This is a genomic window from Nonomuraea deserti, from assembly GCF_004348685.1.
GTDB lineage: Bacteria > Actinomycetota > Actinomycetes > Streptosporangiales > Streptosporangiaceae > Nonomuraea > Nonomuraea deserti.
Map to the genome: position 1 here is coordinate 15,951 of NZ_SMKO01000012.1, position 24,521 is coordinate 40,471.

The following is a 24,521-nucleotide window of genomic DNA, read 5'->3' on the forward strand; positions in this document are numbered from 1 at the left end:
GGTTCAGTCGCACTCCCGCGTGCTGGCCGGGGTGGTGTCGTTGCGGCCCCTGGCGGCGTCGGGAGCGACCTCTTCGGCCGTCAGGACGTAGCCCGTCTCCTCCTCGTTGATCGCGGCGGCGAAGATCACGCCGTAGACGCGGCCCTCGGGCGTGAGCAGCGGCCCGCCGGAGTTGCCGGGCAGGACCTGGCCGCGGATCGCGTAGACCTTGCGCGTGACCGTGTCCTCGCGGTAGATGTCGGGGCCCTCGGCGTCGAGCTGGCCGCCGATCCTGGCCGACACGGCGGTGAAGCCCTGGCCCTTGGGGAAGCCGGCCACGATCGCGTCGTCGCCGCGCCCGCCGTCGCCGTCGAAGGCGAGCTGCGGCAGGTTGAGCCCGGGGACGTAGAGGATGGCGATGTCGCGCCGCGGGTTGTAGCGCACCACCGTGGCCTTGTGCCGCGTGTTGGTCGAGTCGATGATCTGGAGGTCGCGCGTCACGCCGGCCACGACGTGGGCGTTGGTCATGATCCGGCCGGGCGCGTAGACGAAGCCGGTGCCCTCGATGTGCTTGTTGCAGCTCTGCGCGTTGCCCTGCACCTTGACGATCGACCGGCGCGCCCTTTCGAGGCCGTCGCCGCCCTTCAGCACGCTCTGGTCGGGCGGCGGCACGTCGATGATCGTGCCGGCGCCGATGGCGTCGAAGACGGGCGGGAACTCCGAGCGGTCGATGAACTTCTTGAACGGCGCCTGCCAGTTGCGCGCGGCCTGGGGGATCGCGTCGTCGACCGTGGTCAGCAGCGCGGAGTTCTTCACCTGGTCGACCAGCGGGGTGAACGCGGTGGAGACGATCAGCGAGCCGATCAGCCAGGCGATGACCAGCACGGACAGGGCGCTGGCGAACGTGCCGCCGACGGCGTCGGCCACCCTGGCGGGCTCCCACGTGACGTGGCTGCGCACGACGGCGCCGAGCGTCGAGGAGGCGAACTGGCCGATGGTGGCGGCGAGGAAGACGATCACTATGGCGAGCAGCGCCTGCGGGGTGTCACCGTCGACGACGGCCTTGGAGATGGGAGGCGCGATGAAGACGCCGAGCACGGCCCCGCCCACGAACCCCACGAAGCTCATCGCTCCGATGATGAACCCCTGCCGGTATCCCGAGATGCCGAAGGCGATCACAAGGCCGATCAGTATGAGGTCAAGCAGATCACCGCGCACGCTTCAAAGGTAGCCAGCGAGACGGTCAAGTGTGAACGTGTTCCGCCAGGACGGTGTCACCCTGCTGACTATCTTGGGCGCTATGCCGCCGGCCGAGGTAACAGTGCGCGATCTCATCGAGGCAGCTCTGCACGACACCGATCCGGACGGCCCGCTGCGCTGGCATGTGATCTCCATTCTGCGCCAGCGGAGCGACCTGGAGTCGTTCATCGAGGCACGCCGGTTGTGCGCCGGGGACACGGTCGCCGAGCGGCTGCTGGGCGTGGACATCATGGGCATGTTGCAGCCGTTCGTGGACCGGACGCTGCCGGTGCTGCGCTATCTGGCCGCCAGCGAGGACGACGCCATGGTGCTCTATTCGGTGCTGATCGCCTTCGGTCACCTGGCCGATCCGCGCTCGCTGCCGTCCGTGATCGATCTGGCCGGCCACGGCGACGCCAGAGTGAGGTACGGGGCCGCGTACGCGCTGCAGCACGTGCTCGGCGAACCGCCTGACCGCGCCGGGCTGGAGACGCTGCGCGCGCTGGCCGCCGACAGCGACGCCGACGTGGCCGGCTGGGCCTCGCTCGGCGTGGCCCTGCGTACGGCTCCCTGAAACGGCGCTAGTCGCGGGCCGCCAGTGGCGGCAGGTCCTCCACCTGTGCGGGGTCCCACGGGCGGTCGAGCCCCGCCTCGCGCAGCACGGAGTCGAGCACCATCGCGGTGAACCCCCACACCAGCATCCCGCGCACCCGGAACGCCGGCCCGACCATGCCCCGGGGGTGGCGCAGCGAGACGCGGTTGCCGGGATCGACCAGCTCGGCGATCGGCACCCGCTCGACGGAGTCGACCTCGTCGGGTGAGGCGGCGTGCACCGCGGACGGCTCGCGCCACCATGCGATCACGGGTGTGACCCGGTTGTCGCTGAAGCTCAGGTAGAGCTCGGGCATCGTGCCCAGCACGTGGATGCCGGCGGGATCGACCCCGGTCTCCTCCTCGGCCTCGCGCAGCGCCGCCGCGACGGGGCCGGCGTCGTCAGGGTCGACGCCGCCGCCGGGGAACGCGGGCTGGCCCGGGTGCCTGCGCCCGCGGGTGCTGCGCTGGATGAGCAGCACGTCGGGCCCGAGCGGCCCGTCGCCGAACAACATGAGGACCGCCGCCTCCCTCCCGCCCGTCACGGGTGGCCGCAGAGCTCGGGGCACTCGGGCCCGCTGTGCCTGCGCTGCCAGTGTGTCGAGCCAGTCGGGCACTTGTGTCACGCATCCTCCAACACGCCGTGGCGTCGATCACTTCCCCTGATCAGGAGAAGGGGCCGTTCCTGACAAGCTTCGCCGCCTCCGCGCTCGCCGTGGGGCCGGTGCCGTACGAGGGGCAGAGCGCGGCCAGCGGGCAGACGCCGCACGCGGGGCGCCGGGCGTGGCAGATGCGACGGCCGTGCCAGATCACCCGGTGGGAGAAGATCGTCCACTCGCGCTTGGGCAGCAGCCCGCCCACGATGTGCTCGATCTTGACCGGGTCGGTCTCGTCGGTCCAGCCGAAGCGGCGCACCAGCCGCTGGAAGTGGGTGTCGACGGTGAGCCCCGGCACGTCGAACGCGTTGCCCAGCACCACGTTGGCCGTCTTTCGGCCCACGCCGGGCAGCTTGACCAGGTCCGGCAACCGGTTGGGAACCTCTCCGCCGTGGCGCTCGCAGATCGCCTGCGCCATGCCGATGATGCTGTTGGTCTTGGCGCGGAAGAAGCCGGTCGAGCGGATGATCTCTTCCATCTCGGACCGGTCGGCGGCGGCGTAGTCGGCCACCGACGGATATTTCGCGAACAGAATGGGAGTCACCATGTTGACCCGCTTGTCCGTGCACTGCGCGGACAGGATGGTCGCCACCAGCAGCTCGAGCGGGTTGGTGAAGTCGAGCTCGCAATGGGCGTCAGGGTAGGTCTCCGCGAGGATGCGGTTCATCTTGCGCGCCCGCCGCACCCGTGCGAGCTGGGTCTCCGGCTTGCGCCCCGCCGCGTTCGTGGCCATGTCGCAAGAGTAGAAGCTCTGGCAGACGTTTGAGCCCGCGATGGCCGTAGCGGGCGGCCTCCTGTCGGGTGCCCAGGGGCGCGTCGGGTAACTTTCCTCCCGGAATCCGGTAATCCCGATCAACGCGGGCAAGACCGGAACACCCCGGCATTCCCATAACCTGTGTGTGCCGCCCGAAGTGGGGTGAGTCACAATGGCAGCAGAGGAGGCAGTGTGAACACCGAAGATGTGCTGGGCAAGGCCCCCCTGTTCGCCGCGCTGGACCGCGAGAGTGCCGCGGCGCTGCGCACCAGCATCACCGAGGTCCAGTTGTCCAAGGGACAGACGCTCTTCCACGAGAACGAGACGGGCGACCGGCTCTACGTCGTGCTGGACGGCAAGATCAAACTGTCCCGCACGTCGCCGGACGGGCGGGAGAACCTGCTCAGCGTGCTGGGGCCGAGCGAGATGTTCGGCGAGCTGTCGCTGTTCGACCCGAGGCCGCGCACGGCCACGGCGACCGCGCTGACCGAGGTGCGCCTGGCCGGGCTCGGCCACGACGACCTGCGGCCCTGGCTGACCGGCCGGCCCGAGGTGGCCCTGCACCTGCTGCGCGCGCTCGCCCAGCGGCTGCGCCGCACCAACGACGTGCTGGCCGACCTGGTGTTCACCGACGTGCCGGGGCGGGTGGCCAAGCAACTGCTCGACCTGGCCGAGCGGTTCGGCATCAAGACCGACGACGGCATCCGGGTGCACCACGACCTGACCCAGGAAGAGCTGGCCCAGCTCGTCGGCGCCTCCCGCGAGACGGTCAACAAGGCGCTGGCCGACTTCGCCCAGCGCGGCTGGCTGCGCATCGAGGCCAAGGCCGTGGTCATCCTCGACATCGACCGGCTCTACAACCGGTCCAGATAGGCTCGCCGGTCAGGAGGCGTCGAGATAGTCCAGCTGGGCCAGCACCGACATCTCCGCCGCCGGCCAGAGCGACCGGTCGACGTCGGCGTACACGATCTTGACGATCTGGCGTGCTGTGCGCGCGCCCTGCTCGCGCGCCGCCCTGATCTGTTCGAGCCGCTCGCGCCGGTGCGCGATATAGCCGTCGAGCGCGCCGATCGGGTCGGGCAGCACGGGCCCGTGGCCCGGCAGCAGCGCCCGCGCCTCCAGGCTCTCCGCCGCCGCCCTCAGCCGGTCGAGGCTGCGGAGATAGTCGGCCAGGCCGCCGTCGCGGGCGATGATCGTGGTGCCCCTGCCCAGCACCGTGTCGCCGGTCAGCATCGCCCTGTCGGCGGGCAGCCAGAAGCACAGCGAGTCGAACGAGTGGCCGGGCGTTCCGTACACGTGGATCTCCAGCCCCGCCACGGTCACCACGTCGCCGTCGGCGAGGCCCTCGTCGCCCAGCCGGTGGCGCGGGTCGAGGGCCCGCACGGGCGCGTTCACCATCCGGGCGAAGCGCCCGGCGCCCCCGCTGTGGTCGAAATGGCCGTGGGTGAGCAGGATCTCGGTGACGCGGCGCTCGCCTAGATGGTCGCGTACGCGCTGAAGGTGTGCCTCGTCCTCCGGCCCCGGGTCGACGACCAGCACCTCCTCGCCCGCGCCGATCACCCACGTGTTGGTGCCGTCGAGCGTCATGACAGAGGGGTTGGGGGCGAGCAGGTTCTCGGCGTGCTCCGTACGGGATCCGTCGGGCGTGCCGATCGGGATGTGCAGACCGCTCACGGAGCCACCACCAGCCGCATCTCGCCCTCGACCTCGACCGCCCTGGGCATGATGCGCACGATCTCCCTGGGCGCCGCCAGGACGTCGCCCACGCTGCCGCAGGCGGCCAGCTCGGTGAGCGTACGGTGCGTGGGCGGCATGAGGAAGATCTCCCCTTGACGCGCCAGCTCGACCGCCTCGGCCGGGCGCTGCCACACGACCTGGTCGGCCTCCCCGCCCACGTCACGGGTGCGCTGGCCGTCGGGCAGCACGGCGGCGAAGAAGCGCGTGTCGAAACGTTTGCGCTCGATCTCCGGCGTGATCCAGTGCGCCCACGGCTTGAGCAGGTCGGAGCGGAGCACCAGGCCGCGCCGGGCGAGGAAGTCCGCGAAGGCCAGGCTCCTGTCGATGAGCGCGAGCCGGTCGGCCTCCCAGTCGTCGCCGGTCGTGTCGGCGACGACGGAGCCGGGCCCCGGCCCGGCCAGCAGCACGCCCGACTCCTCGAACGTCTCGCGTACGGCCGCGCACACCAGCGCCCGCGCCAGCCGCTCGCTCGCCTTGAACACCGCGCCCCACTCCGCGGGAGACGGCCCGGCCCAGGCGATTGCCTGGTCGGCGTCGCGCTCGTCCACCGAGCCGCCGGGAAAGACGTACGCGCCCGCCGCGAAGGCCATCGTGGACTTGCGCCGGAGCAGGTAGACCTCGGGACCTCCGGCTCCGTCACGCAGGATCACGACCGTGGCGGCGTCCCGCGCGGGCACGGGCTCGACCCGTCCGGCGAGAACGTCCCGTGCCCGCGCGGCGAGCTCGGCTGGAAGCGGAATACCGGTCACCTGACCTCCTTAGAACATCACTCGGTCATGGTGACATATCCCGATTCAGGCCACTTCGGCGATCAGCTCCACTTCCACGGGCGCGTCCAGCGGGAGCACGGCCATGCCCACCGCGCTGCGGGCGTGCTTGCCCTGCTCCCCGAAGACCTCGGCGAGCAGGTCGCTGGCGCCGTTGGCCACCTGCGCCTGCTCGGTGAAGTCGGGTGCGCTGGCCACGAACGCCACGACCTTGACGATCCGCCGCACCCTGGACAGCTCGCCCAGCTCGGCCTTGAGCGCCGCGACGGCGTTGAGCGCGCAGATGCGGGCCTGCGCCCGGCCCTCGTCGACGCCCAGGTCGACCCCGAGCTTGCCGGTCTGGTGCAGCTTGCCCTCCAGCATCGGCACCTGCCCCGAGGTGTAGACCAGGTCGCCGGTGCGCACGGCGGCCACGTAGGACCCCACGGGCGCGACGGGCGGCGGCAACGTCAGGCCCAGCTCTTCGATCCTCTGCTCAGGCGTCACTGCTTCTCCCGCTTGAAGTAGGCGACGAGCTGCTCGGGCGTGGCGCCCTGCAGGATCTGCACCAGCTCCCAGCCGTCGGCGCCGAAGTTGTCGAGGATCATCTTGGTGTTGTGGATCAACACCGGGGCTGTGAGATATTCCCATTTCTTCATGGCTGTCAGCGTCTCACAAGAACCGTCGTCACCACCTTCCACCGCCGCGGCGCCAGTGTGAGCAATCTCAAAGGGTGGTCGTCGGCTTTCGACAAGTGACCGTTCGGTAGCCTCGAATCGTGGACTCTCCGGACACGGACTGGGCCGGCGTGCGACTGCACGTGGTCACCGGCAAGGGCGGCACCGGCAAGACGACCGTGGCCGCCGCTCTCGCTCTCGCTCTCGCCTCCGGCGGCCGAAAGGTGCTGCTCGTGGAGGTGGAGGGCCGGCAGGGCATCGCGCAGATCTTCGACCTGCCGCCGCTGCCGTACGAAGAGCGCAAGATCGCGGTGGCGCCCTCGGGCGGCGACGTCTTCGCGCTGTCCATCGACCCGGAAGCGGCCATGCTCGAGTACATGGAGATGTTCTACGGGATGCGCAGCGCGGGCCGGGCGCTGACCAAGATGGGCATCGTCGACTTCGCCACCACCGTGGCGCCGGGTTTCCGCGACGTCCTCGTCACCGGCAAGACGACCGAGGCCGTACGCCGGCGGGGCAGGAACGGCCGCCGGATCTACGACGCCGTCGTCCTGGACGCTCCGCCGACCGGCCGCATCGCGCGGTTCCTCAACGTCACCCAGGAGGTGGCGGGCCTGGCCAAGGTCGGGCCCATCAAGAACCACTCCGAGCTGGTCAACAACGTGGTGAAATCCCCCGAGACCGCCGTGCACTTCGTCACGCTGCTGGAGGAGATGCCGGTCCAGGAGACGCTCGACGGCATCGCCGAGCTCCGAGCCGCCGGCCTGCCCGCCGGCGGCATCTTCGTCAACATGGTCCGCGAGTCACTGCTGCCCCAGGCCGCCCTTGACACGGCTGTCAAGGGCCGCTTCGACGCCGGTGAGCTCGTACTCGGGCTCAAGGCCGCGGGCGTGGCCGACGGCGCCGAGGCCACGGCGATGGCCGAGGCGCTCGCGGAGGAGGTCGTCGAACACGCCCACCGCACCGAACTGGAGAAGGCCGAGCGCGCGTCGCTGGCCGAGGCGGGCCTGAAGAGCTACGAGCTGCCGCTGCTGGCCGACGGCGTCGACCTCGCAGGCCTGTACGAGCTCGCGGAGAGCATGCGCACCCAGGGAGCAGCGTGAAGAAGCCCGCCACCCTCGACATCGACGCCATCCTCGACGACCAGGGCACCAGGATCATCGTCTGCTGCGGCGCCGGCGGCGTGGGCAAGACCACGACCGCGGCGGCGCTCGGGCTCCGCGCCGCGGAGCGCGGCAGGTGCGTGGTCGTGCTGACCGTCGACCCCGCCAGGCGCCTCGCCCAGTCGATGGGGCTGACGGAGCTGGACAACACGCCGCGGCTGGTCAGCTCGCCCGAGGGCGGCGGCCAGCTGTTCGCCATGATGCTCGACATGAAGCGCACGTTCGACGAGATCATCGAGGCGCACGCCGACCCCGAGCGGGCCCGGCAGATCCTGTCGAACCCCTTCTACCAGTCCCTTTCGTCCAGCTTCTCCGGCACACAGGAATACATGGCCATGGAGAAGCTGGGCCAGCTCCGCCGCTCCGACGAGTGGGACCTGATCATCGTGGACACCCCGCCCTCGCGGAACGCGCTCGACTTCCTCGACGCTCCCGAGCGGCTCGGGCGGTTCCTCGACGGCAGGTTCATCAGGCTGCTCACGGCTCCGGCCAAAGCTGGAGGGCGCAGCGCGTTCCGGCTGCTCAACGCCGGGTTCGGATTGATGGCGGGCGCGATGACCAAGCTGCTCGGCGCTCAGGTGATCAAGGATCTGCAGACGTTCGTGTCCGCGCTCGACGCCGTGTTCGGCGGGTTCAGGCAGCGGGCGGAGATGACGTACCAGCTGCTGCAGGCCCCGGGCACGGCCTTCCTCGTGGTGGCCGCGCCCGAGCGCGACGCGATGCGCGAGGCCTCCTATTTCGTGGAGCGCCTCGCCGAGGAGCGTATGCCGCTGGCCGGCCTCGTGGTCAACCGCGTGCACGTGTCGCCCGCCCCAGCGCTCTCAGCCGCCCGCAGCGCCGCCGCCGCGGAAGACCTGGAGTCGAGGGGCGAGCACGAGCTGACCGCCGCCGTGCTGCGGCTGCACGCCGGCCGGATGCAGCTCACCGCCCGCGAGAGCCGCGAGCAGGAGCACTTCGCCTCGGCCCACCCCACGGTGCCCGTGGTGCAGGTCCGCGCCATGTCCGAGGACGTTCACGATCTCACAGGTCTGCGGCAGATCGGTGACCTGCTGGCGACCGCCTGACAAAGAGAAAGTACGGCCGGCGGACGGCGCCGGCCGTACTCGCTCGTGGGCCTGATCAGCCCGCGATCAGCTCGTTGGTTCGTTCGTACTCTTCCTTGGCCGACTCGAGCAAGTCTCGCCACGAGTCGACGTCTGGACGCCGTCGAAGCAGTGCACGCCGTTCCCGTTCTGTCATGCCGCCCCACACCCCGAACTCGATGCGATTGTCCAGCGCATCGGCGAGGCACTCCGTGCGGACCGGGCAACCCCGGCAGATGAGCTTCGCCCTGTTCTGCGCGGCGCCCTGCACGAACAGGGCATCCGGATCCGCACCCTTACAGGCGGCACGGGAGGTCCAATCCGTGATCCACATTTTTCGACCCCACTCCCCTTAGGTGGTCAGTCGTCATTTGGGGCCGACGGGCGCGGGCGCCGAGCCTCCGTATTCAGTTGCCGCAGGGAGAACGTACGCAACGACCCGTTCGGGCCGACAGACCCCAGAGGACCAATTTCTCGGCGCAGTCTTGACCGGGAATGACTAGTCACCCCCGTCAGTCAAGGCGAAATGGTGTCGCGCTACCGGTTCGGTCACTGTTTCGACGTACGCTAGGTAGCGTGCAAGCTCGCGGCAAAGATCGCTCCAACCCCGTTCTCAACATCCTGCGACTGATCATCGCCGGGTCGGCGGCCGGGGTGCTCGCGGCCGCTGTGGCCCTGCCGGCGGTCGGCGGAGCCGGGATGTCCACGAAGAGCGCCGTCGAAGGGCTCAACCTCAAGCCGGAAAACCTCGATGAGCCTCCTCTGCCCGAGCGGACCGAGCTGCTCGACGCCAACGGCAAGAAGATCGCCTGGTTCTACTTCGAAAACCGCCAGTCCGTGCCCCTCGACAAGGTCGCGCCGATCATGCGGACGGCGCTCATCTCGATCGAGGACTTCCGTTTCTACCAGCACGGACCGATCGATGTGGAAGGAACGGCCAGAGCGCTGATGAAGAATTTCACCAGCGGCGGCGTGACACAGGGCGGCTCGTCCATCACCCAGCAGTACGTCAAGCAGGTGCTGGTCAACAAGGCGGAGACGCCGGAGGAATACCAGGCGGCCATCGCGCCCACCATCTCCCGCAAGCTGACCGAGCTGCGCTACGCGATGGCGATCGAGAAGAAGTACACCAAGGACCAGATTCTCGAGAAATATCTGAACATCGCCTACTTCGGTGCAGGCGCCCACGGCATCCAGGCCGCGGCCAAACGCTTCTTCGACAAGCCGGCATCCGAGCTCGACCTCGCCGAGGCCGCCACGCTGGCCGGCGCCGTGCAGAACCCCGCGCGCACCGACCCCAACGTCGACTCCGAGTCCCGCAAGCGGCTGCTGGAGCGGCGCAACGTCGTGCTCGACCGGATGGCCCAGATCGGCAAGATCACGCCGAAGGAGGCCGCCGAGGCCAAGGAAGAGAAGCTGGGCTATAAGGACGTCAAGATGTCCGGCGGCTGCGAGTCCAGCAAATTCCCGTACTTCTGCCTCTACGTCCAGTACGAGATCCTCAGCAACGAAGACTTCGGCAAGAACCAGGACGAGCGCCGCAAGCTGCTCCAGCGCGGCGGCATGCGGATCAAGACCACGATCGATCCCAAGATGCAGGCCGCCGCCGAGAAGGCGATCAAGAAATACGTCAGCTCCAAGGACAAGCCGGTGGCCTCGCAGGCCATGATCGTGCCCGGCACCGGCGAGATCAAGGCCATGGCCGCCTCCCGCAAGTTCGGCGGCAGCAAGAAGAAGAACGAGATGAGCTACAACATCGTGGCCGACTCGGCGCACGGTGGCGGGCGCGGCTTCCAGCAGGGCTCGACGGCCAAGGTCTACACGCTGGCCGCCGCCCTGGAAGAGGGCATGAAGTACAGCGACGGCTTCCCCTCCCCGTCCGGCTACAAGGCCGGCAGCTACAGCTCGTTCAAGAACTGCGACGGCAAGAACGTCGGCGACCCGAGCCACACCGTGCGCAACTCCAGCGAGGGCGGCGGCGGCTTCAAGACCCTGCAGACCGGCACGTGGGGCTCGGTCAACACCTTCTTCGTCAAGCTCTCGCAGGAGGTCGGCCTCTGCAAGGTCGTCAAGATGGCCAAGCGCCTCGGGGTCAAGCGGGCCGACGGCCAGAAACTGTCCGAGGTGGAGACGTTCACGCTGGGGGTCAACGAGGTCGACCCCGTCACGATCGCCAACTCGTACGCGGTGTTCGCGGCGCGCGGGGAATACTGCAAGCCGCTGGCCATCACCGAGATCACGGACCGTAACGGCACGACGAAGCAGTACAAACCGAAGTGCTCTCAGGTGCTGGACGAAGAGGTCGCCGACGCGGTCAACGGCATCCTGGAGGGTGTCTTCACCAAGGGCACGATGAGCGGTGTGGGCGGCATCGGCAGGGACGCGGCCGGCAAGACCGGCACGACCGACAACTACATGTCGGCGTGGTTTGCCGGTTACACGCCCAACCTGGCCTCCGCGGTCAGCCTCGGCGACCCGCGCGGCACCTCGGCGCACAAGCTGATCGGCATCACGATCGGCGGCACCTACTACCCGTACGTGTACGGGTCCTCCATTTCCGGAAGGATCTGGAAAGACTCGATGCTCTCCGCCCTGAAGGGGGTCGAGCCCCGGCACTTCACGGCGGTCGACAAGTCGCGGTTCGGCGGGTGCACCGACAACTGCGCGCCCAAGCCCAAGAAGAAGCGCGACGACCGGCGAGGTGACAGAGGCCCGTTCGACATCTTCGACACGGGCGACCGCGACTGGCCCGGCGACGACGACAGGGCCGCATGGGAGGGGCGCGGCGACGACGGACGGCCCGGCGAGGGCTGGCGCGGCCGCGGCTGAACGGACGGCGGTCCGCACGCGGACGGCGGTCCGCACGCGGGCGCTGGTTTGCACGGGCGCATGCCCTCGCGTGCCGGCTGGTTTGGGCGTGCGCGGCTCTCAGGTCGTCAGAGCGCCGGGCTGGGGCCTCCACCCATCCGAGAGGGAGGCCCCGGCCATGACAGCCGCGCCAGGCGGCCACAGAGGGCGGCTGAAGACGCTGTACGGCGATGACGTCCCGATATGCCCCGGGACTATTTGCCCGCCAGCCTCGCGCGCACCGTGGCCGCCACCCGGCCGCCCTCGGCCCGCCCGGCGACCTTCGGGTTGACGGCCTTCATGACCTGCCCCATCGCCTGCGGCCCCGACGCGCCCGTCTCGGCGATGGCGGCATCGACCAGCGCCGCCAGCTCGTCGTCCGACAACTGAGCGGGCAGGTACTCCTCCAGCACCGCCTGCTCGTCGAGCTCCGCCTGCGCCTGCTCGGCCCGCCCCGCGTTGCCGAACGCCTCCGCCGCCTCGCGCCGCTTCTTGGCCTCCTTGGTCAGCACCTTGATGATCTCGTCATCGGTCAGCTCCCTGGCCTCCTTGCCGGAGACCTCCTCGACGTTCACCGCCGCCAGGGCCATGCGAATGGTCCGGAGACGCACCTCGTCCCGGCCCTTCAGCGAAGCCGTCAGATCGGCCTTCAGCTTGTCTTTCAATGCGCTCATGCGCACCATCTTGCCGCCTGCGCGAACGCCCCGCGCCGGATGTCGGGCATCATGAATGGGTGAGGAAAGCCGTCGCAGTGCCACTGTCCATGCTCGGTCTCGGCCTGGCCGGACTGGGTTACGCCTCCGTGGTGGAGCGCAACTGGTTCCGCCTGCGCCGTTTCGACGTACCCGTGCTGGAGCGCGGCCACCGTCCCGTGCGCATCCTCCACCTGTCCGACCTGCACCTGACGCCTGGGCGTTCGATGCTCATCAAATGGGTGCGCTCCCTGGGCGCCCTGGAGCCCGACCTGGTCGTCAACACCGGCGACTCGATCGCGCACCCGGAGGCCGTCCCCGCCCTCCTGCATGCCCTTGAGCCCCTGCTGTCCCGCCCGGGCCTGTTCGTCTACGGCTCCAACGACCTCTACGCCCCCCAGCCGAAAAACCCGGCCCGTTACCTGTGGCGCACCTCCAGGAACGAACGCCGCCAGCACGTCCCCAACCTGCCGTGGGAAGAGCTGGGCGCGGGCATGGCGTCGGAGGGCTGGCTCGACATGAACAACACCACGGCCCGCATCAAGGTGGCCGACCTCGACGTGGCCGTGGCGGGCATCCACGACTCCCACATCTCCCGCGACCGCTACGACCTCGTGGCCGGGCCCGCTCCCGCCGACGCGGACCTGCGGCTGGGCGTCATGCACTCCCCCGAGCCGCGCAACATGACCCGCTTTGCCGACGACGGCTACCAACTCCTGCTGGCCGGCCACACACACGGGGGCCAGCTCTGCATCCCGTTCTACGGCGCCCTGGTCACCAACTGCGGCATCGACCGCGCCAGGGTGAAAGGGCTGAACCGCCACGATTCAGCCTGGCTGCACGTGTCCGCCGGCCTCGGCACCTCGCCGTACGCACCGGCCCGGTTCGCCTGCTTCCCGGAAGCGACGCTCCTGACACTGGTCCCCCGACGATAAAGGCGGTCACAACCACCTTGGGAGTCCGCTAGACTTTTCCAAGCACGTGCACGACGGCGTGCGACCGGGGTGTAGCGCAGCTTGGCAGCGCGCTTCGTTCGGGACGAAGAGGTCGTGGGTTCAAATCCCGCCACCCCGACAGAGTTGCCGCAGGTAGAAGGCCGCTTCCGAAGATCGGAAGCGGCCTCACTTGTCTGCTGAGTGACTGTCTGCGTGACTACGCGCCTTCGTCCTCAACCTGCGAGCAGCCGCCTTACGGGGAGCTCAGATGATCCCGCTAAGAGAATCGGGACCAGCGCCGTCCGAACGTCGCCCTCAGGCATGTCTAGGGACAGGCACAGGTCACGCGCGCGTGAGGGCCGACCGGTAGTGGTCATGAGGGTGAGGATCTGCTGGTAGGGCGGGCACTGCGGGAGCCGGTGGCGGCAGGGGTGCCGGATCGGGCTCGGCAGCCAGGACGAGCAGGGTCTTACGGGTGATCCGGAGGTGATCGAGGTCCTGGTCGAGTTCCCGTAGGCGGCCGGCCAACTCCTCGATCTGGTCTCGTGTCTGTTCGATCTGGCTGGTCAGGGCCTTATCGCGGGTGTCGATCCGGTCCAGCAGCCACGCGCCGGGGTCCGAGGCGTTCACGCCGAGCGCCAGGTGGGGTGAAGGTGCCGGTCAGCCTGCGGGTCATCGCGTCGGTCATCGCCCAGTACACGCGCGATTCGGAGCTGCCCGGATCGTGTTCGTAGTCGCGCACCAGGCGACGGTGCAGCGACATCGTGCCGTAGGTCTGCTCCACCACCCATCGCTTGGGCTGGGGGACGAACCCGGCCTCGGCGGGGTCGCGCTCGACGATCTGCACGTCGATGCCGGCGCCGGTCACCGGACGGCCGCGCCGGGACCGCGCGCCGCGCCCCGCTCGCCGGCCCCGCCCCAACCGCCCACCGCAGGGTCGCGCCGCCGCCCTGACGAGCCAACGCCGGAGCATCCAAGCCCGTTCGGCGACGAGCACCAGGGCGTGACTGTGGTCGACCGCGAATCTGTCCGTCACGGGGTACGCGCCGTTCTCGCGGGAGCGCCCTCCGGACAGGTCCACTCGTCTGTTGCGGTCCAGCGTCAGGGCAGGTGAGACGAGAAATGAAAGACAGCAGTCACTGTTTCGTAGCGTCCGGTGTACTGAACGCAGTTATGGAGCGCGAGCCGCGGGTGGCAGCGCTGACACGTGGACAGGGTAAGCGGCGCAGGCGGCCGGAGCATGGTTCGGCGTCGTGGCGGGGTGAGCCTGCGGCGTAGTGATCGGCAACCCCGTCTGGTCTAGTGGAACTTGACCTTTGCTACTCTGTGCCAAGTGAAGATCATCAAGCGAATCGGGGTCATCGCGGCGGTCGGGGCGCTCGCCTGGGCTGCCACGGTGTCCACGGCCAGCGCGGACACGTGGGCCTGGCACGGGTCAGACTATGCTGTCACGTCGTACTATGACCACAATCTCGCGGCGTGCGACAAGGAGACGGACGGTCACGGTGTGACCGCGTATGGCACCTTCTGGCACCCGCAGAACGGCAGTATGACGCTGACGGTCACCGACGGCGGCGACGAGGGCTGCGGCGGCGCCACCACCGGCGGCTATAAGATTGACAAGATCAAGATATGCGAGAACACCGTCGGCTGCAGCAGCTGGCAAGACGTAACCTGATCAGTGTGCAGGACTCCGGTGTGGCGGATGCATCTGCGGACCTGTGAACGGCGACATGCGCCGACCATGTGACATGCGACGGGTCATCGGACGGGTCCGCGCAGCGAACCACATTCGCCCGGCCCATCCGGCCTGGTGACAGGTCGCGCGACACACCGTCACACACGACGTTCCCGCAGCTCTAACCTGCAAGTAGCCCGTCACATATGGTGTGACGGGCTACTTGCCTTGTGACGGCCTGTCGGCATGCGCGCGAAGGCGGGCCAGCTCCAGGGGGCGGGCGTCACATGGGGATCAGACGCGGGTCCACTTCTGGTTGTTCTCGCCGTTACACGACCAGATGTGCGCTTTGGTGCCGTTGGCGGTGCCGGCGCCGCTGACGTCGAGGCACTTGTTCGCCCCGACGGCGGTGATGCTGCCGTCGGCGTTCAGGCGCCACTTCTGGTTGTCCTGGCCGTTGCAGTCCCAGATGATCACCGCGGTGCCGTCCGCCGTGCCCGCCCCGTTCACGTCCAGGCACCTGGTGCCGTAGACACGCAGCTCACCCGCGCTGGTCGAGGTCCACTGCTGGTTCGCCTGCCCGTTGCAGTCCCAGATCTGCGCCAGCGCGCCGTTGGCCTGCGAGGCGCCGTTGACGTCCAGGCACCGGCCCGACCCCGCGCCCCGCAGCGCGCTCGTGCTGCCGGGAGACGAGCCGTCACCGTGCCCGACGCCCCTGCCGTTGAAGGTGATGGAGTCCAGGTCGAACGAGTTCGCTGACGGCGCCTTGAACACCACGTGGACGTCGTGGGTCCCACCGGGGTCGGTGACCTGCACCGCGGGCAGCGACACGTAGGTGTTCCATCCCCCGGTCGCCGGTACGGGGCTGGAGGCGAGGAGGGGCCCGGCCGGCGAGTCGGCGTGCAGTTCGATGGACGCCCCGGTGCTGGACGGTGCCGAGACGCGGAAGGACACCGTGTCGATGCCGGACAGGTTGACCGGGCTGAAGGAGATCCAGTCATTGTTGGAGATGTCGCCGATGCGCCTGCCGCCTTCGGCTCCGGACTCGTCGATGACGCGGATTCCGGACGAGCCGGTGAAGTGCTCGGCCTGCTTGTGTTTCGGTTGCAGGGTGAGGCCGGTGGAGCCCTTCAGGCCGCCGCTGTCGGTGTAGTCGGCGGACATGACGTAGTAGACGTTGGAGGCCTCGTCATGGCCGGAGGCGGTGGTCGTGACCGTCCCGGAGCAACCGGTGTACTGGCCGGTGTCGTGGGCGTGCTGGTCATGGCCCAGTGCTGTGGTCACGTTGACCTTGGCGCAGTCGGCGGCGCCGTCCTCGGGGTCGGTGGCGTTCACCGCGTAGTCCACCTCGTCGCCGAAGTCGATGAAGCCGCCGTCGGGTGGGGCCGCGAAGGTCACCTCGGGGCGGGTGTTGCCGACGACGACGGGCACCGTGACGCTGCCGGTCTTCCCGCCGGAGTCCCGTACCGTCAACTTGGCCGTGTAGGTGCCGTTGGTGGTGTAGGTGTGGGAGGGGTTGGCGCCGGCCGAGGTCGCGCCGTCGCCGAACTCCCACGCGTAGGTGATCGCGTCGCCGTCGGGGTCGGCCGAGCCGGCCGAGGAGAACGCCACCGTCAGCGGCGCCGTGCCCGAGTCGGGGCTGGCGCCCGCCTTGGCCAGGGGCGCGCGGTTCCCGGCCACGTAGTCGATCCGGTAGACGCTGTCGTCGGTGTTCGCGTGGCCGAAGCCGTTGCCCCAGTCGGCCATGTAGAGGGCGCCGTCCGGACCGAACTTCATGTCGATCGGCGCATGCGGGGCGAGCTGTGCCGCCAGGGGATTGATCTTCAGGAGGTTGCCCGAGGAGTCCAGCGGGAGTTCCTTGACGAAGTTGCGGCTCCATTCATAGAGGAACGGCGTGCCGTCGAAATACTCGGGGAACTTGCGGTCGGAGTCGCTGGCGTCGTCGTAGCGATAGAAGGGGCCGCCCATCGGGGCGGCACCGCCGCAGCAGTCGATCTCGGGGAACTCGGCCGAGGCGTGGTAGTCGTACCACACGGTCGCGGGCTTGGCCGCGGGCAGATTGGTCAGGCCGGTGTTGTTGGGCGAGTCGTTGACCGGCGCCGAGCAGTTGAACTTCGCGCCGGAGGTGTTGGTGGCGAAGTTGTAGTCGTTGAACGGGATGTTGTCGCCGACGCAGTACGGCCAGCCGTAGAAGCCAGGCTCCTTGATCAGGTTCCACTCGACGGTGCCCTCGGGACCGCGGTTGGGGTTCGCCGCGCCGGCGTCGGGGCCGTAGTCACCCAGCGAGATCCACCCCGTCACCTGGTCGACCGAGAAGCGGAACGGGTTGCGGAAGCCCATCGCGTAGATTTCCGGCCGCGTCTTGGCTGTGCCGGGCGCGAACAGGTTGCCGGACGGAATCGTGTAGGTGCCATCGGATTCGGGGTGGATACGCAGGATCTTGCCGCGCAGGTCGTTGGTGTTGGCCGCGGACCGCTGGGCGTCGTAATGTTCCCGGCCCTGCCGCTCGTCGATCGGGGCGTAGCCGCTGGACCCGTTGGGGTTGGTGTCGTCACCCGGGCCGATGTACAGGTTGCCGCCCGGCCCGAACGCGAGGTAGCCGCCGGTGTGGCCGGGCTCGTCGACGTAGCGGTACGCCGGAACCTCGATCAACTTCTTCTCACTCGACAGGTCGAGGCCGGTGCCGTTGAAGGTGAACCTCGACACCCGGTTGACCTCGTCGCCGTTGGACGGCGAGTAGTTGACGTAGATCCAGCCGTTGGTGGTGAAATCCGGATCCAGCGCCAGCCCGATGCCGCCGTCCTCGCCGCCGTCGTACACCGAAAGGGTGCCGATGACGCGCGTGCCCCCGCCGTCGGTGGGGATCAGGTTGACCTTGCCCGAGCGCGAGATGTAGAAGACCCTGCCGTCGGCGGCCACGTCGAGTTCCATCGGCTGGTCCGGCGCGCCGTCGAGGGTCACCTTCTGGTACCGGGCCGCGACCGTGGCGCCGCAGTCGCCCGGCGCCGCGCCCGCCGCCCACTGCACCGCACCCAGCAGGTGCTGCTGGAAGAGCGGCTCCGAATAGGAGGACGTCTGGTGGCCCATCGCGGTGGCCCACACCCGCCCGCCCTCCGGGTTGTGGCACCAGGAGATCGGGTGGTCGGCGCCCATCGCGTTCGACCCCGCGTCATAGGTGGTCTCGTCCGCGGTCACCAGGACGTGCACCGAGCCGCGCATGTTCTTGTCGAAGTTGTACCACTCCTCCGGGCGCACCCACCGGTCCGGCAGCCCCTCCGTGGAGGGGTGGGCCTTGTCGGCCACCTTGGCGGTGCCCTGCAGGATCGCCGAATGAGCGGTCATGTGGGCGCCGGCCAGGACGACCTGGTCCCACCAGGGAAACTGCGACTCGATGTTCATGTCGGTGGCGTTGTGGATCGCGACGACGCCGTGGCCACTGCGCACGTAGGCCTGGAAGGCCTGACGCTGGGCGTCGTCGTCCCACACCATGCCGCTGGTCTGGAACATGATCACCGCGTCGTAGGTGTCCAGCGTCGCGGTCGTGAAGACGGCGGAGTCCTCGCTGTGATCGAGCTGGAAGTCGTGGTCGATCGCCAGTTGCTCGAACATCGCGACGCCCGCGGGGATGGAGTCATGCCGGAAGGCGCCGCTCGCCGTCTCGGTGAACAGCAGCACCCTGAACTGCGGTTCGGCCGCGTGCGCCACGTGCGGCGACAAGGACATCAAGAGCCCCGATAAGGCTGCGACCAGGGCGGTGAACAGGCGTGATCTTCGCATGAAGGATCTCCTGAGGGGGTGTCGGCAGCGGTCCGAGTCGGAGGGCGACGAAGGAGGACATGCGTCGTCTCGGCTCGCAAACGTACCCTTAGGCATGCTTATTTAGGGCATTGATCCTCATCTTTTCGCACCTACCGAGTAAGCGCTCGGGCGGCGCTCGCGGAAATCGACAGGTGAAAGGCGGTGACGACGATCCCGAAGCCGTGCCGGGGCCCTCATCTCGGCGAGATCAGTATGAAACTTTCAGATCGGTGTCAGAGGGCGCGCAGGTAGGCGAGGCCGTCCACGGCCAGCGCGTCCTGGCTCTCCGCGAGGGGCCGCCAGATGGAGGCCGCGGTGGCGATGGTCTGGTTGTGCGCGGTGAACGACTCGATGACGAGCGGGCCTTCGTAGCCGGTGTCGCGCAGGGCCCGGGTGAAGCCCGGCCAGTCGAAGCGGTCGGCCCCCGGCGTGCCGCGATCGGTGCCGCACACCTGCACGTGCGCGGTGCGATCCGCCGCGGCCCGCACCGCCTGGGCGGGGTCCTTCTCCTCGATGTTCATGTGGTAGACGTCGAGTGCCAGGTGGCAGTCCTCGGGCAACGCGTCGAGCGCCTGCTCGACGGTGTTGAGGAGGCTGGTCTCGTACCGGTTGAGCGGCTCGACCGCGAGTTTCACCCCGCGCTCGGCCGCATGGTCAAGGACGGGGCGCAGCCGCTCACGCAGCTCGGCGTAGACCGCCCGGCGTTCGTCCGGCGAGAGCCGCCACGTGCGGCCGACCGAGGCGTACGCCGGCCCTGCGATCACCGGGGAGCCGACGGTCACCGCCACGTCGACGCAGTGCCGCAGATAGTCCTGGGTGTCGCGGACGGTCTGCGGGGAGGCGGCCACGAGCTCGCGCCCCGGCGGCATGACCAGCACCACGGACGCGGTCAGCCCGTGCTCGGCCAGCACCGCCGCGGCCTTGTCCGGGCTCCAGTCGCCGGGCCGCTCGACGGGCAGCTCGATGACGTCGAAGCCCCACCGGGCGATGCGGGGGGCGAGCCGCGCCAGGTCGTCGTCGGTCAGCGGGGAGACCCAGACCCAGGTGTTCACTCCGATGGAGAACATGGCGCACCTCTTCGTCGTCGTTCGCGGGAAGGAGCCGGTCAGCTCTTCTTCCCGCCCCAGGCCTCCGGGAAGCCGGGCAGGTCCTCACACCCGCACAGCGCGTAGTGCAGGGGCGGCATGTTGGGCTTGAGGTAGGCTGGCAGGTTGTCGCTGGTGACCTTCGGCTGCGGCAGGTTCCACGTCTCGGGCACCTCCTCGCCCTTGAGGATCTTCAGCGCGGCGATGATCGGGGTCCGCCACTGGTAGGTCGGGTACGTGGGCGCGACGGCGGTGAGGCCGGTGTCCTTCCATTTCTGCAGGAAGTCCTGCTGGTCCTCGCCGTTGATCGGCGGCACCGGCAGGCCGGCGTCCTCGAACGCCTCGACCGCGGCCACCGCCGTGGCGCCGGCGTCCATCCAGACGCCGTCGATCGTGCCGTGCCGCTGGATGTAGTCGCTGACGATGCTCTTGGTCTTGGCGGCGTCGCCGTCGGTGAACTCCACCCCCACCACCTGGAGGCTGCTCTTGTCGAAGATCACCTTCGCCGCCGACCAGCGGGTCTCCAGGACGTCGACGCCGGGCAGGATGCGCAGCGCCAGCACCTTCCCGCCCGCCGGGACCTTCTCGGCCAGGAACTCGGCGGCGTCGGCGCCGAAGGCGTAGCCGCCGATGGGCTTGATGAACGTCACCGGGCAGTCCGTCTCCACGCCCCGGTCGAACACGATGACGGGCACCTTCCCGCAGGCGGCCGTCACGGCGGGGGTGAGCGTCGCCGTGGTGTTCGGTGAGACGATCAGCGCGTCGCAGCCCTTGGCCTGCAGCTCGGCGATGTCGGAGATCTGCTTGTCGTCCTTGCCCTCGGCGTCCAGGGCGGTGAACTTCTCGATCTCCTCGTGCAGGCCCACCTCGGCCTGCATCGTCTTCCAGCCGACCTGGCGCCAGGGGTTGTTGACCGCCGCGTTGGAGAAGCACAGGTGGTACGGCCCGTCCTTCTTGTACTGTGCCGTGTCGATCATCTTCGGGTCGATGGCCTGCTCCCAGGGCTTGGCCGCGGGGCCCTGAGGCGTCTGGGAACGCATGGCCAGCTGGGCGTCGAAGTCCGCCTGCACGAAGAACTTCGACTGCGCTCCTGTGCCCGAGCTCTCGGCGCTCGTGGCGGGCGGCGCGGGTTGGGTGGTGTCCGTCGGCTTGTCGGTGGTACAGCCGGCAAGGACGAGCGCGGCTGACACGGCGATCGCGGCCTCAAGGCGCGGCATGAGCGTCTCCTCTTCGGGGGGTGGACTTCCGGGGAAGTCGGATGGCTCCCGCCGCGACCGCGGCGATGATGATGACGCCCTGCACGGTGGACTCCAGCGCCCCCGAGATCCCGTACAGGTTGAGCAGGGTGAACAGCGCCTCCAGCGTGACCGCCCCGGCCATGGCGGCGAGCACGGAGCCGCGGCCGCCGCCGAGCACCACGCCTCCGAGGACGACCGCGGTGATGGCGGAGAACTCCAGCCCTTGGCCCGCCTGCGCCGAGACCCCGGCGAAACCGCCGAGCAGGATCGCCGCGACGGCCGCGGACAGGCCGGAGAGCATGAAGGCGAAGATCTTGACCCGGTCGACCCGCACCCCGGACAGTGCCGCGGCGCGCTCGTTGTCACCGGTGGCCATCAGCGTCTTGCCGAAGTCGGCGCGCATGAGCCAGATCGCCGCCGCGCCCACGGCCAGCAGGATCAGCACCGACCACGGCAGCGGCCCGAGGCCGCCGCGGCCGAACGCCCGGAAGCCCTCCGACAGCGCGCCGCGCGGCGCGCCACCGGTCCAGAGGAAGACCGCCCCGCTGAGGACGAGCAGCATGCCGAGCGTCACGATGAACGACGGCACCCGCAGCTTGGTGGTGAGCACGCCGTTGACGAGGCCGACGAGCAGCCCGGCGACGATCAGCAGGGCGAGGACCGGCCAGGTGACGGACTCGTCGCCGTCGATCAGCCGGGCGGCGATCACCACCTCGGCCGTCACCAGCGAGCCGACCGACAGGTCGAACTCGCCGGAGACGACGACGAAATATTGTCCCGCGGCGAGGATCACCAGCGGCGCGGCCCGCTTGAGGAACGCCAGGAACCCGGCGGGTTCCAGAAAGTAGGGATTGGCGACTGCGATCGCGGCCAGCAGCACCACGAGGACCGCGAGGATGGGTAGTGCCCGTTTCATGCCGACCGCCTCGCTCGGCGCCGGGCGTAGACGGCCACCGCGATGACGATGACCGCGCCGCGGACCACGTCCTTGACGAAGGAGTTGACCTCGAGCTGGTTGAAGAGGGTGTCCAGGACGGCCAGCAGCAGGACCCCGCCCACGGTTCCGGCGACCCCGCCCCTGCCTCCGGCCAGCGCGGTCCCGCCGAGCACGACCGCGGCGATGGACTCCAGGTCATAGCCGCCATCAGTGCCCACCGTGGGCGCCCCCGCCCCGAGCCTGGCGGCCAGCAGCAGGCCCGCGATGCCGGCGCAGACCGAGCAGAGCACGTGAGTGATCACGATGACGCGGGCCGTGCGGATCCCGGACAGCCGGGCGACCTCCTCGTTGCCGCCCACCGCGTAGATCCGGTAGCCCAGCCGGGTCCTGCTCAGCAGGAACCAGGCCACGACGGCCACGCCCGCCCAGAGCATGGCGGAGACGGGTACCGGCCCGACGCGGGAGTAGCCGAGGAGCTGGAACGACTCGGGCACCCTGCCCGCCGGACCGTCGTACAGGTGGTCGACGACGCCCTTGATGATCAGAGCGACGCCGAGCGTGGCGATGAAGGCGTGGACCTGGAGCCTGGTGATGACCAGCCCGTTGACCAGTCCCACCAGCGAGCTGATGATCAGCACCGCGGCGACCGCAGGCCCGACGTTGCCGTCCTGGCCCGCCATGATCTCCGCGGCGACGAGCGAGGACAGGCTGATCAGGTACGCCACGGACAGGTCGAGCGACCCGGCCAGGATCGCCAGCGTCTGACCGATCGCCACGATGCCGAGGGCGGCGGAGCCTGCTGGATCCCGACGACGCTTTCCAGGGTGAGGAACTGGCCGCCGTCGAGCGCGACGAGGACCCAGCCGGCCGCGACCAGGCCGAGCAGCGCGAGGAACACCACCCGCGCGGGTTCGCGCAGGTGCGCAGCCAGGCCGCCGTGCGCCTGGCTGCGGCGGGCGCGCGTGAGCAGGTGCATTCATGCCACCTCTCCCGCGGCCAGGCGCATGATGGCTTCCTCGGAGGCCCCGGCCGGCAGCGCGCCCGCGACGCGGCCGTCGCGCAGGACGACGACACGGTCGCTCATGCCGATGAGCTCGGGCAGTTCGGAAGAGATCATCATGATGGCCATGCCGTCGTTCGCCAGTTCGCGCATCAGGTCGTGGATCGCGGCCTTGGCCCCGACGTCGACTCCCCGGGTCGGTTCGTCGAACAGCAGCACCCGCGGCGCCATCGTCATCCATTTGACGAGCACGACCTTCTGCTGGTTGCCGCCGGACAGGTAGCGGACCTCCTGTTCCCGGCGCGCGGGCGACAGGCGTACCCGTTCGAGCAGGTCGCGGACGCCGTCGCGGTTCCCTGGGCCCACCGCGCGGGCGACGAGCAGGACGTTGTCGCGCACGGACTGGCGCAGCGCGAGCCCTTCGGCCTTGCGGTCCTCGGTCACGAGCCCGATGCCCATGGCCACGGCTTCCCGGACCGAGCGCGGGCGCGAGGGGGTCATCTCGCCCGTGGTGAACGGCTCCGCCCCGAAGATCGCCTTGGCGAGCTCCGACCTGCCGGACCCCTGCAGGCCGGCGATGCCGACGATCTCCCCGGCACGCAGTTCCAGGTCTATGTCATGGAGCTTGTGGTTGCCGGCCGCGCGCAGGCTGAGCCGCACCTCGCCGGCACCCGCCGAGCGGGGCGGGAAGTAGGTGCCGAGGTCACGGCCCACCATCAGGCGGATCAACGCGTCGGGGGTCACCTCGCCGATCGGGAGCGTGGTGACGCGCGAGCCGTCCTTGAGCACGGTGACCCGGTCGGCGAGATCGAACACCTCGCGTAATCGGTGGGAGATGTACACCACGGCGACGCCGCGTTCCCTCAGCCGCCCGATCAGCCGGTAGAGCAACTCGACCTCGTGCTCGGCGAGCGCCGCGCTGGGCTCGTCCATGACGACGAGCCGGGCGTTCACCGACAGCGCCTTGACGATCTCGACGATCTGCTGCTGGGCCACCGGCAGGCGCTTGACGGCGTCGCGGGGGCCGAAGGGATCCTCGCCCAGCTCGCCGAGGAGCCGCGCGGTCGCCTCCTCCATGGCGGCGCGATCGACCAGGCCGCGTCTGACGGGCTCGCGCCCGAGGAACACGTTCTCGGCGACGGTGCGCTCGGGCAGCAGGTTGAACTCCTGGTGGATGATCGCGATGCCGGAGCGCTGCGCCTCAAGCGGATGGCCGAAGGAGACGGGCCGGCCGTCGATCTCGATCGTGCCCTGGTCCGGCGCGTGAACCCCGCAGATGATTTTCATCAGGGTGGATTTGCCCGCGCCGTTCTCGCCGACGACGGCGTGGACCTCGCCGGCCGTCACATCGAGGTCCACCCCGGACAGCACCCGCACGCCCAGGAAGCTCTTGCCGATGCCGCGCATGCTCAGCATCCGGTCAGCCTCTCCGTCCCCGGTGACCCCCGGGCGTGCTCGGCAGGCAGCGAGGAGTAGGCGCCGTCCCTGCTCGGGGGCCATCGGCAGGGTTCAGGCCTATATCCGTCATGTTGCGGGATGCTAAGCGGGCTTATGTCGATGGTCAAGCAAAAGTCCGCCACCAGCACGACATAATCAAGGGGTCGCGACAGGTGGCGTCCCCTTGAAAAGAGCGGGTGTCGCGTACACCCGACGCGTGGACCGGGCGGTGATGGCCGTAGGCGGCGGA

At 69.3% G+C, this 24,521-nt stretch carries 25 protein-coding genes and 1 tRNA gene; 8 read left to right on the top strand and 18 right to left on the bottom strand.

The genetic code is table 11. The annotated features are described in order from the left end of the window. Positions 1-3: 3 nt before the first annotated feature. Positions 4-1,197 carry a MarP family serine protease gene (locus tag E1292_RS07525; protein ID WP_132593417.1) on the bottom strand — a complete coding sequence of 398 codons (1,194 nt, stop codon included), beginning with the start codon at positions 1,195-1,197 and terminating at the stop codon, positions 4-6. A gap of 82 nt (positions 1,198-1,279) precedes the next feature. Here E1292_RS07525 and E1292_RS07530 point away from each other — a divergent pair, with 82 nt between their 5' ends. Further along, positions 1,280-1,792 (top strand): HEAT repeat domain-containing protein, encoded by a 513-nt coding sequence (locus E1292_RS07530; RefSeq protein ID WP_132593419.1) that lies wholly within the window; start codon positions 1,280-1,282, stop codon positions 1,790-1,792. A gap of 7 nt (positions 1,793-1,799) precedes the next feature. On the opposite strand, the gene E1292_RS07535 is transcribed toward E1292_RS07530, so the two are convergent. Together E1292_RS07535 and nth are read right to left on the bottom strand one after the other, a co-directional pair. After that, the gene (locus E1292_RS07535; protein ID WP_132593421.1) at positions 1,800-2,435 is read right to left on the bottom strand and encodes an NUDIX hydrolase; all 636 of its coding nucleotides are present in this window, start codon (positions 2,433-2,435) and stop codon (positions 1,800-1,802) included. 40 nt (positions 2,436-2,475) lie between these two features. After that, the gene (gene nth, locus E1292_RS07540; protein WP_132593423.1) at positions 2,476-3,198 is read right to left on the bottom strand and encodes an endonuclease III; all 723 of its coding nucleotides are present in this window, start codon (positions 3,196-3,198) and stop codon (positions 2,476-2,478) included. Between the two features lie 213 nt (positions 3,199-3,411). Between nth and E1292_RS07545 the strand changes: the two genes are divergently transcribed. After that, positions 3,412-4,092 (top strand): Crp/Fnr family transcriptional regulator, encoded by a 681-nt coding sequence (locus tag E1292_RS07545; RefSeq protein ID WP_132593425.1) that lies wholly within the window; start codon positions 3,412-3,414, stop codon positions 4,090-4,092. Positions 4,093-4,101: 9 nt separating this feature from the next. On the opposite strand, the gene E1292_RS07550 is transcribed toward E1292_RS07545, so the two are convergent. Genes E1292_RS07550 through sp36 form a run of 4 tightly spaced genes read right to left on the bottom strand, consistent with a single transcriptional unit; the run spans position 4,102 to position 6,361 of the window. After that, positions 4,102-4,893, bottom strand: a complete 792-nt coding sequence (locus E1292_RS07550) for an MBL fold metallo-hydrolase (protein WP_132593427.1) — start codon at positions 4,891-4,893, stop codon at positions 4,102-4,104. Beyond that, positions 4,890-5,696, bottom strand: a complete 807-nt coding sequence (locus E1292_RS07555; protein ID WP_132593569.1) for an NUDIX hydrolase — start codon at positions 5,694-5,696, stop codon at positions 4,890-4,892. The genes E1292_RS07550 and E1292_RS07555 overlap by 4 nt, the downstream gene beginning before the upstream one ends. 54 nt (positions 5,697-5,750) lie before the next feature. Then, a complete protein-coding gene (locus E1292_RS07560; protein ID WP_181958199.1) occupies positions 5,751-6,209 on the bottom strand; it encodes a RidA family protein in 459 nt (152 codons plus the stop codon). Continuing rightward, positions 6,206-6,361 carry a Sp36 family protein gene (gene sp36 / locus E1292_RS52200; RefSeq protein ID WP_165959776.1) on the bottom strand — a complete coding sequence of 52 codons (156 nt, stop codon included), beginning with the start codon at positions 6,359-6,361 and terminating at the stop codon, positions 6,206-6,208. Before sp36 ends, E1292_RS07560 begins: the two co-directional genes overlap by 4 nt. A 119-nt stretch (positions 6,362-6,480) precedes the next feature. Between sp36 and bagA the strand changes: the two genes are divergently transcribed. Both bagA and bagB read left to right on the top strand, forming a co-directional pair. Beyond that, positions 6,481-7,482, top strand: a complete 1,002-nt coding sequence (gene bagA, locus E1292_RS07565) for an ATPase BagA (RefSeq protein WP_246089981.1) — start codon at positions 6,481-6,483, stop codon at positions 7,480-7,482. Further along, a complete protein-coding gene (bagB, locus tag E1292_RS07570) occupies positions 7,479-8,606 on the top strand; it encodes an ATPase BagB (RefSeq protein WP_132514715.1) in 1,128 nt (375 codons plus the stop codon). The genes bagA and bagB overlap by 4 nt, the downstream gene beginning before the upstream one ends. A gap of 55 nt (positions 8,607-8,661) precedes the next feature. Here bagB and E1292_RS07575 read toward each other — a convergent pair whose 3' ends face one another. Further along, entirely contained in the window at positions 8,662-8,958 is a 297-nt protein-coding gene (locus tag E1292_RS07575) for a WhiB family transcriptional regulator (RefSeq protein WP_090771382.1), read from the bottom strand. Positions 8,959-9,200: 242 nt separating this feature from the next. Here E1292_RS07575 and E1292_RS07580 point away from each other — a divergent pair, with 242 nt between their 5' ends. Then, positions 9,201-11,453 carry a transglycosylase domain-containing protein gene (locus tag E1292_RS07580; protein WP_132593432.1) on the top strand — a complete coding sequence of 751 codons (2,253 nt, stop codon included), beginning with the start codon at positions 9,201-9,203 and terminating at the stop codon, positions 11,451-11,453. A 233-nt stretch (positions 11,454-11,686) separates the two neighbouring features. Here E1292_RS07580 and E1292_RS07585 read toward each other — a convergent pair whose 3' ends face one another. After that, positions 11,687-12,145, bottom strand: a complete 459-nt coding sequence (locus tag E1292_RS07585) for a GatB/YqeY domain-containing protein (RefSeq protein ID WP_132593434.1) — start codon at positions 12,143-12,145, stop codon at positions 11,687-11,689. A gap of 89 nt (positions 12,146-12,234) precedes the next feature. Here E1292_RS07585 and E1292_RS07590 point away from each other — a divergent pair, with 89 nt between their 5' ends. After that, entirely contained in the window at positions 12,235-13,098 is an 864-nt protein-coding gene (locus E1292_RS07590) for a metallophosphoesterase (RefSeq protein WP_132593573.1), read from the top strand. Positions 13,099-13,163: 65 nt separating this feature from the next. Then, positions 13,164-13,237 (top strand) — tRNA-Pro (locus tag E1292_RS07595). Between the two features lie 203 nt (positions 13,238-13,440). On the opposite strand, the gene E1292_RS07600 is transcribed toward E1292_RS07595, so the two are convergent. After that, entirely contained in the window at positions 13,441-13,728 is a 288-nt protein-coding gene (locus E1292_RS07600) for a hypothetical protein (protein WP_132593436.1), read from the bottom strand. Beyond that, entirely contained in the window at positions 13,673-14,134 is a 462-nt protein-coding gene (locus tag E1292_RS52580; protein WP_220446716.1) for a transposase, read from the bottom strand. Before E1292_RS52580 ends, E1292_RS07600 begins: the two co-directional genes overlap by 56 nt. A 297-nt stretch (positions 14,135-14,431) precedes the next feature. Between E1292_RS52580 and E1292_RS07610 the strand changes: the two genes are divergently transcribed. After that, a complete protein-coding gene (locus tag E1292_RS07610) occupies positions 14,432-14,776 on the top strand; it encodes a hypothetical protein (RefSeq protein ID WP_132593438.1) in 345 nt (114 codons plus the stop codon). Positions 14,777-15,070: 294 nt separating this feature from the next. Here E1292_RS07610 and E1292_RS07615 read toward each other — a convergent pair whose 3' ends face one another. The 7 genes from E1292_RS07615 to E1292_RS07640 form a co-directional block, all read right to left on the bottom strand. Beyond that, positions 15,071-18,553, bottom strand: coding sequence for a ThuA domain-containing protein (locus E1292_RS07615; RefSeq protein WP_132593440.1), 3,483 nt, complete (start codon positions 18,551-18,553; stop codon positions 15,071-15,073). Between the two features lie 254 nt (positions 18,554-18,807). After that, a complete protein-coding gene (locus tag E1292_RS07620) occupies positions 18,808-19,641 on the bottom strand; it encodes a sugar phosphate isomerase/epimerase family protein (RefSeq protein WP_132593442.1) in 834 nt (277 codons plus the stop codon). Between the two features lie 38 nt (positions 19,642-19,679). After that, positions 19,680-20,876: a substrate-binding domain-containing protein gene (locus E1292_RS07625; protein WP_132593444.1), complete on the bottom strand. Its 1,197-nt coding sequence runs from the start codon at positions 20,874-20,876 to the stop codon at positions 19,680-19,682. Further along, on the bottom strand, positions 20,863-21,813 hold the full coding sequence (locus E1292_RS07630) for an ABC transporter permease (RefSeq protein ID WP_132593446.1): 951 nt from the start codon (positions 21,811-21,813) through the stop codon (positions 20,863-20,865). Before E1292_RS07630 ends, E1292_RS07625 begins: the two co-directional genes overlap by 14 nt. After that, positions 21,810-22,610, bottom strand: coding sequence for an ABC transporter permease (locus E1292_RS07635; RefSeq protein ID WP_246089982.1), 801 nt, complete (start codon positions 22,608-22,610; stop codon positions 21,810-21,812). The genes E1292_RS07630 and E1292_RS07635 overlap by 4 nt, the downstream gene beginning before the upstream one ends. Continuing rightward, positions 22,547-22,810: a hypothetical protein gene (locus tag E1292_RS53545; RefSeq protein ID WP_246089983.1), complete on the bottom strand. Its 264-nt coding sequence runs from the start codon at positions 22,808-22,810 to the stop codon at positions 22,547-22,549. Before E1292_RS53545 ends, E1292_RS07635 begins: the two co-directional genes overlap by 64 nt. Beyond that, the gene (locus tag E1292_RS07640; protein WP_132593448.1) at positions 22,811-24,250 is read right to left on the bottom strand and encodes a sugar ABC transporter ATP-binding protein; all 1,440 of its coding nucleotides are present in this window, start codon (positions 24,248-24,250) and stop codon (positions 22,811-22,813) included. It lies immediately after the preceding gene. Positions 24,251-24,521 lie beyond the last annotated feature (271 nt).

Coding starts and splice junctions, on each gene's coding strand:
- sp36 (WP_165959776.1), bottom strand. CDS start 6,361: ATGAAGAAATGGGAATATCTCACAGCCCCGGTGTTGATCCACAACACC.
- E1292_RS07630 (WP_132593446.1), bottom strand. CDS start 21,813: ATGAAACGGGCACTACCCATCCTCGCGGTCCTCGTGGTGCTGCTGGCC.
- E1292_RS07625 (WP_132593444.1), bottom strand. CDS start 20,876: ATGCCGCGCCTTGAGGCCGCGATCGCCGTGTCAGCCGCGCTCGTCCTT.
- E1292_RS07615 (WP_132593440.1), bottom strand. CDS start 18,553: ATGCGAAGATCACGCCTGTTCACCGCCCTGGTCGCAGCCTTATCGGGG.
- nth (WP_132593423.1), bottom strand. CDS start 3,198: ATGGCCACGAACGCGGCGGGGCGCAAGCCGGAGACCCAGCTCGCACGG.
- E1292_RS07575 (WP_090771382.1), bottom strand. CDS start 8,958: ATGTGGATCACGGATTGGACCTCCCGTGCCGCCTGTAAGGGTGCGGAT.
- E1292_RS07620 (WP_132593442.1), bottom strand. CDS start 19,641: ATGTTCTCCATCGGAGTGAACACCTGGGTCTGGGTCTCCCCGCTGACC.
- E1292_RS07640 (WP_132593448.1), bottom strand. CDS start 24,250: ATGCTGAGCATGCGCGGCATCGGCAAGAGCTTCCTGGGCGTGCGGGTG.
- E1292_RS07585 (WP_132593434.1), bottom strand. CDS start 12,145: ATGAGCGCATTGAAAGACAAGCTGAAGGCCGATCTGACGGCTTCGCTG.
- E1292_RS53545 (WP_246089983.1), bottom strand. CDS start 22,810: ATGCACCTGCTCACGCGCGCCCGCCGCAGCCAGGCGCACGGCGGCCTG.
- E1292_RS07590 (WP_132593573.1), top strand. CDS start 12,235: ATGCTCGGTCTCGGCCTGGCCGGACTGGGTTACGCCTCCGTGGTGGAG.
- E1292_RS07530 (WP_132593419.1), top strand. CDS start 1,280: ATGCCGCCGGCCGAGGTAACAGTGCGCGATCTCATCGAGGCAGCTCTG.